Origin of the sequence: Polaromonas sp. UC242_47 (genome assembly GCF_044452385.1) — a bacterium.
Lineage (GTDB): Bacteria > Pseudomonadota > Gammaproteobacteria > Burkholderiales > Burkholderiaceae_C > Polaromonas.
Genome location: NZ_JBIOAO010000001.1, coordinates 4,138,484 through 4,151,973, shown reverse-complemented (window position 1 = coordinate 4,151,973; position 13,490 = coordinate 4,138,484). Strand labels below are relative to the sequence as shown.

The window sequence follows — 13,490 nt, the reverse complement described above, 5'->3', positions numbered from 1 at the left end:
TTGCGCGGCCACAAAATAGGGTGGCGACGGGCAACAACTTAGAATCGGTTTGCAATTTGCGGGCCAACTGAGACAGGGGCTCGGCATGGCGAAACAGCGATTATATCTGTCGGACAACTGCCCGACATGTGAAAAACCCTTATGAATCAAGAGCTTGTTACAAACTACCCAGTGACTGACCGTGTAAAGATGGCCCTGGCCGTCTCCCTGCGAGGCTGCGAAGAGTTGATCCCCCAGGACGAATGGGTCAAAAAACTGGCGCGCAGCGAAGCCACGGGCGTGCCGTTGCGCATCAAATTGGGGCTGGACCCGACCGCGCCGGACATCCACATTGGCCATACGGTGGTGCTCAACAAGATGCGCCAGCTCCAGGATCTGGGCCACACGGTCATTTTCCTGATTGGCGATTTCACCTCCTTGATCGGTGATCCGTCCGGCCGCAACGCCACCCGGCCGCCGCTGACCTCCGAGCAGATCAAGGTCAATGCCGAGACTTATTACCGGCAAGCCAGCCTGGTGCTGGACCCGGCCAAAACTGAAATTCGTTACAACAGCGAGTGGAGCGAACCCCTGGGCGCCACCGGCATGATCCAGCTGGCGTCCCGTTACACGGTGGCCCGCATGATGGAGCGCAACGACTTCAACGACCGCTTCAAGGCCGGTACACCCATCAGCGTGCATGAGTTTTTGTACCCGTTGATGCAGGGTTATGACTCGGTGGCGCTCAAAAGCGACCTGGAGCTGGGCGGCACCGACCAGAAGTTCAACCTGCTGATGGGGCGCCACCTGCAGCAGGAATACGGCCAGGAGCCGCAGTGCATCCTGACCATGCCGTTGCTCGAAGGCCTGGACGGCGTCGAGAAGATGTCCAAAAGCAAAAACAACTACATCGGCATTTCCGAAGAGCCCAACACCATGTTTGCCAAGGTGTTGTCGGTTTCCGACGTGTTGATGTGGAAGTGGTACACCCTGCTCAGCTTCAAAAGCGAGGCCGAGATCGCGGCCCTCAAAAAAGAAGTTGAAGCCGGCCGCAACCCCAAAGACGCCAAAGTGGCGCTGGCCAAGGAGATCACCACGCGTTTTCACAGCGCCGCGGCGGCAGACGCGGCCGAGCAGGACTTCATCAACCGCAGCAAAGGTGGTGTGCCGGATGCAATTCCCGAAGTGTCGATGTCTGGTGCGCCGCTGGGCATAGGCGCCGTGCTCAAGGCCGCAGGCCTGGCCTCTTCGGGTGGGGACGCGACCCGGCTGATTGAAGGCGGGGGCGTGCGGGTGGATTCCAGCGTGGTGAGCGACAAAGCCCTCAAGCTCAACGCCGGGACCTATGTGGTCCAGGTCGGCAAACGCAAATTTGCGCGCGTGACACTTTCGTAAAAATGTAAGTAATTTGCCTTCAAACGGGCCATACTGGCGGGCAAAAAATCAGGGTTAGCCGGCGCTGCCAGCGCCGCGCCTGAAAAATGGAGTTTTTGCCATGACCCAGCAACATCGCCAGGTTTCCACTGCGGCCGCTCTACTGGCTGCTACAGCCGATACCAGTGTCCGCCACATCACCGTGACCGAAAGCCTGGCCGATGTGCCTATGCTGCGCCTCTCACCCGGCCAGACCCTGACCGGTGCGGACCCGCAAACCACACTGCGTTTTGTCGCCGGCCAGCACGGGCTCCAGCTGTCGACAGACAACTGCGTGGACAACCTGGAGCTGGTGACGGACATTGATAAATGGGCGGTCTTCAATGACACCGGGGTGGACCAGCTGGGCCGTCTCCTGCTGCAAAGCCTGGTCGTGCATGGCGTGGTGTTGCTGCTGGCGCGTGACAAGGTGCGGGGCGGTCATGTCGAGGCGCATGACGTGGACATTGTGGCCGCCGATGCGCGTGGTTACGAGGTGCGACCCGCCGGTTTTGGAGTGGAGGTGATTCCCGGCGCCTTCACGCTGTGGAACCAGCAGACCGACAAGGCCGTCACCATCACCGCCGAATTGACCGGCCTGTCGGCGGGCCGCGCCGGCGCGCCTGTGCATGGCAGTGGTATTTTCGTGAGTGGCGCGGGTGATGTGGGCGGCCGCATGGTGGTCAGCCTGCTCGAAACCGACGCGGTGTACAGCCATGGCGGCATCGCACCGGGCGTGGCCAACCGTATTTCCGGCGGTGTGTTCACCGTCTATGGTGCTTTCGTGGACAGCGTGCACAACCTGGGTCCGGTGACGACTTACGGCCAGAACGACATGGTGCTGGACAACTGGGGTTCGGTGGACAGCTGGGTGGCCGAAGACAAGATCACGTCCTACGGCCCCAGTGGCATCGGTTTTGTCAATTTCGGCACGGTCAACGAACTGGTGGTCAACGCCCCCATAGAAACCTTTGGCCAGGGCTCGCGCGGCTACAACGTGTATGCCGGCACCGTGCATTCGGCCGAGTTTGACCGCGTGGTCACCCATGCCGATGGCGCGGTAGGCATGCAGATCAGCCAGCCGGTGGGCAGCATTGTGGTGCACCGCGGCATAGAAACGTTTGGCGGAACCGGTGACTCGCTGGTCAAGGGTGTGGTGGTCAAGCTGTCAGCCATCGCTCTGAGTTTCAAGCCGGGTGCCTGGGCGCGTGAGGTCAGTATCGCGGGCGGCCTGACCACCCATGGCCCCGGCGTCAACCCGCTTGAACTGCACGGGACCGTGGATTCGCTGACGATCACCGGCGGCATTCGCGCGGCTGGTGAGGGTTTCTGACGCGGGCTATTCATCAGCGCATGGGGGGTGATCATCCCACCCATGTCGCTGGTCCCCGGCGCGCGGCTCAGGGGGCTGGTGTTGCCAGCGGTTTGCCCTTCTCCACGACATACACGCCGACCAGCTTGATCGGGCTGGCGCCATTGTTGTGTGCGTCATGCACCACGCCGGCCGGCACCACAAAAGACTCACCGGCCTTGACCTGGCGCGGAGGTTGTCCGTCGACCAGCAAGGTGGCTTCACCTTCCAGGACATAACTGATTTCATCGCCGGGATGGGTGTGGCGGCCGGCCTTGGCGCCTGGCGCAACGTCCACGCGGGCCACCACGGCCTCGCGTCCGGGCACGGAAACATCGGCCTTGCCGACCATGACCCGCGTCAGGCCAGAGGCCTGCGCAAAAAGGCCGCCGGCCGCCAGGGTCAGCAGGCCGCCGAGCGCGATGGCTGCGCCGCGTTTGTGAATTTTCATGTGCTTGTCTCCTCAGGGTTGTTTGAGTCGCACACAGCCGTGGTGGTGTGCGCAAGTCATCGTAGCGGTGCCATCCGGTGACCGCGCCGGGAACAACCCTTAGCGGGCTTCGCGAGGTTTTTGAACGCCCTGGAGCCACGGGCTCTAGCGTGCGCCGGCCTGTTCCAGCATCTGCACCATCTCGCGGTAGCCGCGCGACTTGGCAAGTTGCCGTGGCGTGTTGCCTTGCCGGTCGCTGAGCTGAAGGTTCGCGCCTGCGGCTATCAGTGCGCGCAAGGTTTCCTGATGGCGCGGCCCGCCATTGCCCAGCACGATGGACTCGATCACGGCCGTCCAATGCAGGTTGTTCACGTGGTCCAGCGGTGTGCCGGCGGCGATCAGCTGTTTCACCACACCCTCGTGGCCCAGATGGGCGGCGGCGATCAGGGCGGTGCCGTCATAGCGGCTGGTGATGTGTTTGGCGCTGGCACCCAGTGCCAGCAGCACGCGCAATGTTTCTTCGTCATCGGCAACCGAGGCTATCGTCACGCCGTCGTACCTGTCCTTGTCCAGCAGGTTGATGTTGGCGCCCGCTTTTGCCAGTGCGCGGATGGCGCCTGCTTGTTTTGCAAAAGTTGCCACATGTATCGGGGTGCGGCCGTTGCCGTCGCGGGTATCCAGTTCGGCTTTGGCAGCGACGAGTTTTTCGATCTTGGCCAGGTCGCCCTTGTGGGCGGCGGCGTGCAGGCCTTGGTAGGCGGCCACTTCCGTGGCGTCAGGGGCGACCTGGGCCGCTGCGGACAGGGCCGCCATGCTCACCAGCCCGCAGGCTGCGGCCAACACCAGCTGGCTCAGGGGCAGGCGAAGAGGGCTGGGTTTCATGGCGGATTTTCCTGGGATTATTTCAACTGGTCCTTGACCTTGTCCAGCGCCGCCACGGCGCAGGCTTCGTCCAGGTGGCCGCCGGGTGCGCCACCCACGCCGACGGCGCCTATGGTGTCATTGCCGACCTTGACCGGCACGCCGCCGCCCAAGAGCAAAAAGCCGGGGATATCGGTCAGGTTGGCGGCGCCGGGGTTTTTCTGCGCGCCTTCCATCATGGCCAGCGTGGTGTTTTTGGCGGAGGCCGAGGTGAAGGCTTTCTGCAAGCTGGCGGCCAGGGTGTGCGGGCCGGCATTGTCGGCGCGTTGCACGGCACGCACGGTGCCGGCACGGTCCACCACGGTGACGCCCACGGCATAACCATTGGCTGTACAGGCGGCGACGGTGGCGGCCGCGATCTGGTTGGCCAGCTCCAGGGAGATGTTTTTCTCGGTGCGCACGCCCTGGGCGCTGGCAGCAGCGGCCACGAGGGACAGGGCAAGAGCGGAAACCTTGATAACGTTGCGCATGGTGTTCTCCATCAATTCTTTGTGAAACGGTTCAATCAACCGTGGAAGAACTTTAAAAAATGGCAACACCTTTGCCCATTCGTAGGGCTACGCGCCGAGCTCCGTAGAAATACTGCCCCCACGGTCATTCGCTTCGCGTAACTCCCTGCCCCCCGAGGGGGCCGCCCGCCTGCGGCCTGGCGAAGCCGGTTCTGCGGCTGGGACTGGTTTTCGGTGAGGACCTATCGACCGTCGGCTTTGTCCACCAGCGTCGCATATTGCCGTATCAACTGCGCCAGTGAGTCGGCCTCCAGCTTGGCAAACAGATTGGCGCGGTGGGTTTCCACGGTGCGCGGCGAGACATCCAGCGCACGGCCGATTTCCTTGTTGGTCAGGCCGGCGACGATCAGGCCCAAGACCTCGCGTTCGCGCTCCGTCAGCTGGGCAAAGCGCGCTTGGGCGTGCTGGTCGACCTTGTTCCGTTCGCGCGACTGGACATGCTGGCGCACGGCGTTTTGCAGCGCCTCCAGCAGTTGCTCGTCGTTCACCGGTTTTTCCAGAAATTCCGCGGCCCCGGCCTTGAAGGCGCGGCGGCACATGGCCACCGTGCCGTGGCCGGTCAACATGATGATGGGCTGGTCCACACCCTGGCTGATGAGTGTGTCGAGGATGCTCAGGCCGCTCACACCGGGCATACGCACGTCCAGCACAATCGCGCCTATGGTTTGCCGGTCGAAGTCCTGCATGAAGACCTGCGGATCGGCCCAGGGTTGTACACGCAGGCCCACGGTGCCGATCAGCAAGGCCAGGCTGTTACGCACAGCTTCGTCGTCGTCAATCAGGTGGATGAGCGGTGACAGGGTGGCCGCCGTTGGGTTTGTTTCGTTCATGGCGCGATTCCTGATGACGTCGTTGCCAGTGGCAGGCTTAGACGGAATTCAGCGCCCTGCGGGGTGAGCTTGTGGGCGCTCAGCGTGCCGCCCATGTTGCTGACCAGGGTCTCGCACAAGCTCAGGCCCAAACCCAGGCCGCCAGCGCGGGTGGTGAAGAAGGGTTCAAAAATACGTGTCAGCAGTTCAGGCGGGATGCCGGGGCCGCTGTCGCGCAGGCTCAAGACGCCCTGGTGTTTGTCTTCGCGCAGTGCCAACGTGAGTTGGCGCTGCGGTACTGCCACCTGCTCCAGCGCCTGCAAGGCGTTCATCAGCAGGTTGTGGATGACTTGTTCCAGCGCCACCGGGTCTGCCAGGACGGGGCCCGGCTGGCCGGTCGATTCGATTTCCGGCAGGGCGACGTTGCGGCGCCTGAATTCGGGCTCCAGCAGGTAGAGCGCGTTGCGCACGGTGTCTTGCAGCAGCACCGGCCTGACTTCTCCCGCCAGTTCCGGCCGCTCTATGACACGGCGCAAACGTCCCACCACCTCGGACGCCCGTCTGGCCTGCTCCACCGCCTGCGTCATGGCGACGCGCGCAGTGCCCAGTTCGGGCGGGTCTTCATCCAGCAGGCGGCTGGCGGCCTGGGTGTTGGCCAGCACGGCGGTCAGGGGCTGGTTCAGCTCATGGGCCAGGCCGGCGGCAAGTTCGCCCAGCGAGTTCAGCCGCGCGACCTGGCCCAGTCGCAACAACTCTTCGGCGCGCCGGCGCGCTGTGCGCTGACGCAACACCGCCATCCAGGCGCCCAGCAGGGCTGCAACCAGCGCCGCCCAGGCCGACATTTCGCCCCAGGGCAGTTCCGACCAGCCCACCTGACGCTCGGCGACAACGTCAAAAGGCTGGCTGTCGGTGGCCAGGTGTTTGTGAAAGTCAAAACGCCATCCGGTCCCGGCGAGCTGCCCGGGCTGAAGCAGGAAACTTTGACCGCCATGGTCCAGGCTGACACGTACCGGGCTGTTTTCTGGCTGCATGGGCCACTCGCTCCAGGGCACGGTGCTGCGCAGATCAATCAGCAAGGCGTGGCTGGTGGGGTCGGCGCCCAGCACCAGCTGGTAGCGGCCTGTGCTGAAGTCAACATCGGCCAATTCGGCGTGATGGCTTTGGCGTGATTTTTCTTCGGCGAGACGCAGGCTGTCCTGCGGCCAGGAAGTACCGGGATCGCGCCGTTGCACCGCGAGGATTTGCGGGTAGACCGAACCCAGGCGCTGCTCGGGCTGGGCGGATGGCGAGGCCTCGCGCAGGGGCTGCAGCAGGGCCAGCGTGGCCATCACCGCGTCATGCTGCACCACACGCTGACTGAGCAGGCGGTGGGCAATCCGCATGTCGGTTTCAAAGGCTTCGCGCGCTTGGGTGAGCGCCAGGCGGCCCAGCAGCAGGCAGCCCAGGGCCGTGATCAGGCCCCAGGCCAGGATCCACGGCCAGCGACGTTGCAGCGTATTCAGCATGCCGCATTTTTGCATGCTGAATCGCCGGAGCGCTCAGACGCAGTGCGCGGAGACCGTTGCGCGGAGATGAGTCGCTTCTGTTTTGATAGCTGCTTGCGCAGGTGGGGTAAGGGCTATAGCCCCTTTTTTTATCTAACCTCGATGACCACGCGCCGGTTCCGCGGCTCTTCCGTCTCATCGGGTGTGGGAATCAACAACTCACGTTCACCGCGTCCGGCGGCTTCGATGCGCAGCGCAGGAAAGCCGCGGCCAATAAACATCTGCTGCACCTCCTGGGCGCGCAGGTGCGACAACTCGTCGTTGCCCGGACCCGGCCCCACGGTGTCGGTGTGGCCGGTGATCACGATGTCGCCGCCACTGCGCGCCAGGGCGTCCGCCAGGGCCGCGTCCATGGCTTGTTGCGACTCGGGGGTGAGTGCGGTACCGCCTATGTCGAAGTGCACGATGTAACGCCCTGGCTTGGGCGGGCGCAAGTCAAACAGGCTGGCGTTGTCGGCCCGGAGTTTGGCCGGGTCCACCTCGTCGAGCCGGGGCGCACCGGTGGCATGGGTCAGGGCGATGGCGCGTTGATAGGGCTGGGACAAGACCCGCTCACCGCCCTTGGCGTGGACGACCACCGCCGAGGGCTGGCCATCGTCTTGCGGCAGCAGCACGACACGCGTGCCCGGCGAGGTGCAGGCCGCCAGCAGCGCGCTGAATCCCAGCAAACAAAGGACGGTGAAGAATGGAGGGCGTTGATCGGTCATCAGATCGGGTCGGCTTGAACGATGAAATCCGTGCCGCGAATGCCGACATAGGTGGACCTGGTGTCGATACGCACGGCTTCGGGCTGGGCCTTGCCGAGCAGGCCGGTCAGCATGCGCATCGAGCCTTGCAGCAAGGACACCAGCAGATTGCCTTTGTGCGTCACGGCATCAAACTGGAAGGCTTTGAGATCCAGTTGTGAGGTCGGACCGACCACAATCACGGTGCCGTCGCGCAGCACCAGGCTGGCGGCGGCGTCGGTGCCCGTCACGATGCGGTCCGTGGGCTGTATCTGTTCACCGGCACGGGCTGGCCTTGCGGCACCCTTGGCATTGAGCAGGGACACGTCGCCGTGCACCGACTTCAAGACGCCGGCATGGATGGCCACAGGGGCGGCGGTTATTGCGGGTGGGGCTGGCGCGACGGTGACGCTGTCCTGCGCAAACACGCTGGTGCTCACCAGGAGGATACTGCTCAGCAGCCGTTTGTAGTTGTTGTTCATGGGGACCCTGTTGACTGCATCACAATATCTTACAGATGATGTCCTTCTCAACTCGCCGGTCCCGCCTGGACTATTCCTGTACTTCGTGAATTTGGTCACCAAAGTCGTGTCATGAACCCTTCCTTCTGGTTGTTCTGGAATCCGCAGCGCCTGCTCATGGCGTCTGTGGCCGTGGCCCTGGTCACCATCACGCTCAAAACAGCAGCCTGGTACATCACCGGTTCGGTGGGGTTGTTGTCCGATGCGATGGAGTCCTTTGTCAATCTGGCCAGCGCCTTGTTCGGCGTGGCCATGGTCACCATCGCGCAGCGACCGGCCGACGATGACCATCCTTATGGCCACCACAAGGCCGAGTATTTTTCGTCCGGCTTTGAAGGCGCGTTAATCATTGGTGCCGCCGTGGCCATCCTCTGGACGGCGGGCCATCGCCTGTTCCACCCCCAGCCGCTGCAGCAGGTGGGTTGGGGGCTGGTCCTGTCCGTGCTCAGTTCTGGCCTCAACGGCGTGTTGGCCTGGGCCATGTTTCGCTCGGCCAAAATACATCGCTCCATCGCGCTGGAAGCGGATGCCAGGCATCTCGTGACCGATGTCTGGACCTCGGCCGGTGTGGTCATCGGTATTGGCGCCGTGGCCTTGACCGGCTGGTTGTGGCTGGACGCGCTGGTGGCGATGGGGGTGGCGCTGAACATCCTGTGGGAAGGTGGCCGACTGATGTGGCGTTCGTCCCAGGGCTTGATGGACGAAGCGGTGGAGCCGGAGGTGCTGGCCGAGATTCAGAAAACGCTGGAAGCGTTTGCGCATCCCACCATCCGTTTTGACCACATGAGCACGCGGCGTGCGGGCCAGCGGCGTTTTGTCGACCTGCACATGCACATGCCGGCCAACTGGTCCCTGGGCCGTGCGGCCGCCGTGCGTACCAGCGTCGAGCAGGCGCTGATGAGTGCAGTGCCCGGCCTGCGGGCCACCATCCAGTTGTTGCCTTCCGATGTGGAAGCCTATGTTGATGATGAGAAGGATTTGATGTGAACAGTGTGATTCAGCGCGTGAGCCAGGCCCGTGTGGTCGTGGACGGCGAGGTGATCGGCGAGATCGGTGCCGGGCTGCTGGTCTTGTTGTGCGCCGAACGCGGCGACAGCGAGGGGCAGGCCGACAAGCTGCTTGCCAAACTGTTGAAGCTGCGGATTTTTGCGGACGAGGCCGGCAAGATGAACCGCAGCGTGCAGGACATCAACGGCGGTTTGCTGCTGGTGAGCCAGTTCACCCTGGCCGCCGATGTGTCGGCTGGCAACCGGCCCAGTTTCACCAACGCCGCTGCACCAGATGAAGGGCGCCGGCTGTACGACTACTTTGTGGCGCAGGCGCGGCAGGCCCACCCCGTGGTGCAGACCGGGCAGTTCGCGGCCGACATGCAGGTGCACCTGGTCAATGACGGGCCGGTGACGATTCCCCTCAGGGTGGCGTAGCGCTTGTGGTCGGGATGGCGTTGACGGCGTCGTCCACACTCCAGAACAGCGACACGGCCGGCGGGGCTGTCCCCGTGAGGCCGGCGCGCAGCAAGGCCTCGCGCGGCCTGTCCTTGACACGTGCCAGCAAGAGCGCCACGCCTTGCTGCTGCAGGCCGACCACGAACTCCCCGAGTGCTTCGACCGCCGTGCTGTCCAGGTCGTCGCAGACCTCCAGGCTGAGCACCACGGCGCGGGCCGCGCCGGCTTCGGCGCGTTGGCGCACCACCTGGAAAATACGTTCCGCATTGGCAAAAAACAGGGGTTCTTCAGGGCGCATGATCAGGGCGCCCGCGACCGGGGTGGCATTGGCATGGCGTGAGCGGTCAATGTAATCGCGTGTTCCGGGCAACAGGCCGAGCTCCGTGACAATCGGCTGCGCAAAACGCCGCATGGCCAGCAGCAGCGACAGGCCCACGGCCAGCAGCATGCCAAACAACACACCGAACAGCAGCACGCCCAAGGCGGCCGCCCCCGCCAGCCAGGCGTCCCCGCCCAGGTGCAGGCTGGCCAGCACCGCGCGCGGCCACAGATTGTGCGAAAGAATGCCGATCACCACGGCGGCCAGCACCGGCACGGGCAGCAGCGCGATCCCCGGCCGGGCCAGCCACAACAGCAACGCGAGCGCCAGCGCAGCGGCGACGCCCGCCCATTTGCTGCGGCCACCGGCGGCGTGGTTGGCCGCTGCGGCCGAGAAGCCCGCGCCCACCGGCAGGCCTTGTACCAGGCCGCTGGCGACATTGGCGGCGCCCAGGGCCAGCAATTCGCGGTTGGCATCGACCTTGTCGCCGTTTTGCAGGGCCAGTGAACGCACCGAACCCCAGGACTCGGCGAACAGGATCAGCAGCAGGGCGGGGGCAATTTCCATGGCGCGCAGCCAGTGGTCGGTATGCATGGTGGGCGGGCTCCAGGACAGCGCTTGCCAGTGGATGTCGCCCACCAGCGCCACACCACGTGTGCCCAGGTCCAGGCCGGCCGAAGCCATGACACCCAGGACCAGCACCACCAGGGAGACGGGCAGAAAGCGCCAGCGCTGTACCCCGTGGTACAGCGCCAGCCACAGCAGCAGGGCCACTACGCCCAGCGCCAGGCTGGGCAGATGGGTTTGCGGGGCCGCGATAAACAAGCTCCAGACCAGTGGTCCGAACTGGGCGCCGCTGGCATGGACGCCCATCAGCAGCGGCACCTGCTTGAGCATGATGGTGAGGGCCAGCGCCCAGGCAAAACCGCGCAGCACCGGGCGCGAGATAAACGCCCCCAGAAAGCCCGCACGCAGGGCCGCAGCGACCAGGAACAAGGCCCCGGTCAGGCTGACCAGCGCATAGCCCATGACCGGGCCGCCTATCGCCGCTGTCGACGCAAACACCGCGGCCGCAGACGAGGTGGGCGCCACCACGGCAAAGCGGCTGCTCCCGAAGCAGGGGTAAAGGCACAAGCCGATCAATGCGGCCAGCAACGCGTGCATGGGCGCCACACCGGCAATTGCGGCATAAGCCACAGACTCGGGCAACAACACACCGGCCACCGAGATACCCGCCAACAGGTCTGCCCACCATGTGTTTCGCGGGGATGCGGGCTGGGCCGTGCTCACGAAACGCCGTGATGTGGGTTCAGGGGCTAGGCGGCCAGCGGTGTGACCACCCCCGACCAGCCTGGCAGGTGCGCGGCTTCGGGGCTGTGGCACAAAATGAGCGCCGTTTGCAGCCCGGCATCCGGATCGCGTTTCACCTGTTTGGTGCTGATGCGACGGCGAAAAAAGTCGGCCCACAAAAATTCCGCGAAGGGCGTGGCGTCCTTGGGGAAGCCGCCGGCGTGGCGCACTTCCCCGGCCAGGCTGCGGTAGGGGTCGTCCTTGAGCTGGTCCAGCGTTTTGGGCAGTTCGGCCACGGTGCGGCGTCGGCCACGGCCATCGTAGGGGTGAACCCACTGGTGGTGGTCCATCACGGTCCAGAACTCGTCCTTGTCCAGCATGCTCAAGTCCTTGAGCAACACCACAAAACTCTGGTTCACACCTTCTTCCAGCAGCGCCAGGCCCAGGTGGTGGTGGTCGACGATGTAAAAATTGTCATTCGGGCCACGCACGGCGGGAAACCAGTGGTTGTCCAGAAACTGTTGGCGCTGGGTTTTGCCCATGCCGCTCCACAGCCCCCGTTTTTCCTCGACTTCGGCGTAACCCACCGTGATCTGGGTGGGGCGCAGTTTGCGCAAGTCGGTTTTGAACAGGTGTTGGTGGTGCGTGTGCATGGCCTCTGTCCTTCGGGTTTGTGAGGGGTTGTGGCTAATACGGATTCTTGAAACCCAGTCCCGCCAGCACCCGGGTCTCCAGGGCTTCCATGTCTTCGGCATCCTGCTGGCTGGTTTCGTGATCGTAGCCCTGCGCATGCAAAGTGCCGTGCACCAGCAAATGCGCGTAATGGGCTTGCAAGGTTTTTTTGTTTTCCTTGGCTTCTTTGGCCACCACCGGTGCACACAACACCAGGTCGGCAGTGACGACGGGCGCTTGTGTGTAGTCAAAGGTCAACACGTTGGTGGCGTAGTCTTTTTGCCGGTAATCGCGGTTCAGCGCCTGGCCTTCTTCGGCGTCCACGATACGCACGGTGATCTCCGCATCGTTCTCCAGCGCGTGGCGTATCCAGCGTGTCACACTGTGGCGGGGCAGGGCGGCGCGATGCCGGGCGGCGTCTTTCAAATCGCCGAACTGCAGCGAGAGTTGCAGATTTTTAAGAGCCATTGCGGCTCCTGGTCCTGCCAGGGCGGGCGATGGGCACGACCGAATCTGTCACGTCTTCGGTGCTGTCTTTGCCCTTGTAGCCGTCGTAAGCATCGACAATACGTGCCACCAGCGGGTGCCGCACCACGTCGGCGCTGGTCAGGCGGGTGATGGCAATGCCCTTGACCCGTTTGAGCACACGTTCGGCATCCACCAACCCGCTGAGCTGGGTGCGCGGCAGATCAACCTGGCTGACGTCACCGGTGACCACGGCCTTGGCGCCAAAACCAATCCGCGTCAAAAACATCTTCATCTGTTCGGGCGTGGTGTTTTGCGCCTCGTCCAGGATCACAAACGCATGGTTCAAGGTGCGGCCACGCATGAAGGCCAGCGGTGCGATTTCGATCTGCTGGCGCTCAAAGGCTTTTTGCACACGCTCAAACCCCATGAGTTCGTAAAGCGCGTCGTACAGCGGCCGCAAATAGGGGTCGACTTTCTGGTTCAGGTCGCCCGGCAAAAAGCCCAGGCGTTCGCCGGCTTCCACCGCCGGGCGTGTCAGCACAATACGTTGCACCGCGCTGCGCTCCAGCGCATCCACCGCGCAGGCCACGGCCAGGTAGGTTTTTCCGGTGCCGGCCGGGCCTATGCCGAAGGTGATGTCGTGGGTGGCGATGTTTTCCAGGTAAACGCCCTGGTTCACCGTGCGGGCGCGCAAATCGGCGCGGCGGGTGGACAGCGTCATCGCGCCGTCCGGCGCCACGTTGAGGGCGGTGTCGCCGGCCAGCATCAACTGCACGATTTCTTCGGGAATCGGGCGCTGCGCGATTTCGTACAAGGCTTGCAAGACCTCCAGCGCCTGGTTGGCGCGGACCTTGGTGCCGTCGATCTTGAACTGCTCAAAACGGTGCGCAATCGTGACCTGCAGCGCCGCCTCGATGGTGCGGATATGCGAGTCAAGGGGACCGCACAAATGGCCCATGCGGGTGTTGTTCGGCGGCGTGAAGGTGTGGCGGAGAATCAAAAGCGGGTTTTCCTGGAGGCTTTTCGGGCAGGGATAGGATTTGGCGGGAGCCAAGCGTGATTGTCCCTCCATATTTAAGTCAGTGCTGACTGAT

General features: G+C 63.8%; 15 protein-coding genes. 4 read left to right on the top strand and 11 right to left on the bottom strand.

Annotation, left to right across the window (positions count from 1 at the left end; genetic code table 11):
- Positions 1 to 141: 141 nt before the first annotated feature.
- Positions 142 to 1,374 carry a tyrosine--tRNA ligase gene (gene tyrS, locus ACHMXK_RS20170; protein ID WP_397442305.1) on the top strand — a complete coding sequence of 411 codons (1,233 nt, stop codon included), beginning with the start codon at positions 142 to 144 and terminating at the stop codon, positions 1,372 to 1,374.
- A gap of 100 nt (positions 1,375 to 1,474) precedes the next feature.
- Positions 1,475 to 2,725 (top strand): hypothetical protein, encoded by a 1,251-nt coding sequence (locus ACHMXK_RS20165; protein ID WP_397442304.1) that lies wholly within the window; start codon positions 1,475 to 1,477, stop codon positions 2,723 to 2,725.
- Positions 2,726 to 2,792: 67 nt separating this feature from the next.
- Here the strand turns inward: ACHMXK_RS20165 and ACHMXK_RS20160 are convergent, their stop codons facing one another.
- From ACHMXK_RS20160 to ACHMXK_RS20130, 7 genes are all read right to left on the bottom strand, one after another.
- Entirely contained in the window at positions 2,793 to 3,194 is a 402-nt protein-coding gene (locus ACHMXK_RS20160; protein WP_397442303.1) for a cupin domain-containing protein, read from the bottom strand.
- Between the two features lie 144 nt (positions 3,195 to 3,338).
- The gene (locus ACHMXK_RS20155) at positions 3,339 to 4,055 is read right to left on the bottom strand and encodes an ankyrin repeat domain-containing protein (RefSeq protein ID WP_397442302.1); all 717 of its coding nucleotides are present in this window, start codon (positions 4,053 to 4,055) and stop codon (positions 3,339 to 3,341) included.
- Between the two features lie 17 nt (positions 4,056 to 4,072).
- Positions 4,073 to 4,564, bottom strand: a complete 492-nt coding sequence (locus tag ACHMXK_RS20150) for a heme-binding protein (protein WP_397442301.1) — start codon at positions 4,562 to 4,564, stop codon at positions 4,073 to 4,075.
- Positions 4,565 to 4,785: 221 nt separating this feature from the next.
- Positions 4,786 to 5,433, bottom strand: a complete 648-nt coding sequence (locus ACHMXK_RS20145) for a response regulator transcription factor (RefSeq protein ID WP_397442300.1) — start codon at positions 5,431 to 5,433, stop codon at positions 4,786 to 4,788.
- Complete coding sequence (locus tag ACHMXK_RS20140) at positions 5,430 to 6,917, bottom strand: sensor histidine kinase (protein WP_397442299.1); 1,488 nt, start codon at positions 6,915 to 6,917, stop codon at positions 5,430 to 5,432. The genes ACHMXK_RS20145 and ACHMXK_RS20140 overlap by 4 nt, the downstream gene beginning before the upstream one ends.
- 128 nt (positions 6,918 to 7,045) lie before the next feature.
- A complete protein-coding gene (locus ACHMXK_RS20135; protein WP_397442298.1) occupies positions 7,046 to 7,663 on the bottom strand; it encodes an OmpA family protein in 618 nt (205 codons plus the stop codon).
- Positions 7,663 to 8,163: a FecR domain-containing protein gene (locus ACHMXK_RS20130; RefSeq protein WP_397442297.1), complete on the bottom strand. Its 501-nt coding sequence runs from the start codon at positions 8,161 to 8,163 to the stop codon at positions 7,663 to 7,665. The genes ACHMXK_RS20135 and ACHMXK_RS20130 overlap by 1 nt, the downstream gene beginning before the upstream one ends.
- A gap of 111 nt (positions 8,164 to 8,274) precedes the next feature.
- Between ACHMXK_RS20130 and ACHMXK_RS20125 the strand changes: the two genes are divergently transcribed.
- Positions 8,275 to 9,189 (top strand): cation diffusion facilitator family transporter, encoded by a 915-nt coding sequence (locus tag ACHMXK_RS20125; protein WP_397442296.1) that lies wholly within the window; start codon positions 8,275 to 8,277, stop codon positions 9,187 to 9,189.
- A complete protein-coding gene (gene dtd / locus ACHMXK_RS20120; protein ID WP_397442295.1) occupies positions 9,186 to 9,626 on the top strand; it encodes a D-aminoacyl-tRNA deacylase in 441 nt (146 codons plus the stop codon). Before ACHMXK_RS20125 ends, dtd begins: the two co-directional genes overlap by 4 nt.
- Here dtd and ACHMXK_RS20115 read toward each other — a convergent pair.
- Genes ACHMXK_RS20115 through ACHMXK_RS20100 form a run of 4 tightly spaced genes read right to left on the bottom strand, consistent with a single transcriptional unit; the run spans position 9,613 to position 13,396 of the window.
- Positions 9,613 to 11,256, bottom strand: a complete 1,644-nt coding sequence (locus ACHMXK_RS20115) for a SulP family inorganic anion transporter (protein WP_397442294.1) — start codon at positions 11,254 to 11,256, stop codon at positions 9,613 to 9,615. The two genes, dtd and ACHMXK_RS20115, sit on opposite strands and share 14 nt — an antisense overlap.
- A 26-nt stretch (positions 11,257 to 11,282) precedes the next feature.
- A complete protein-coding gene (locus ACHMXK_RS20110; protein WP_397442293.1) occupies positions 11,283 to 11,909 on the bottom strand; it encodes a ParB-like protein in 627 nt (208 codons plus the stop codon).
- Positions 11,910 to 11,943: 34 nt separating this feature from the next.
- A complete protein-coding gene (ybeY, locus tag ACHMXK_RS20105; RefSeq protein WP_397442292.1) occupies positions 11,944 to 12,396 on the bottom strand; it encodes an rRNA maturation RNase YbeY in 453 nt (150 codons plus the stop codon).
- Positions 12,386 to 13,396 (bottom strand): PhoH family protein, encoded by a 1,011-nt coding sequence (locus ACHMXK_RS20100; protein WP_397442291.1) that lies wholly within the window; start codon positions 13,394 to 13,396, stop codon positions 12,386 to 12,388. Before ACHMXK_RS20100 ends, ybeY begins: the two co-directional genes overlap by 11 nt.
- Positions 13,397 to 13,490: the final 94 nt, after the last annotated feature.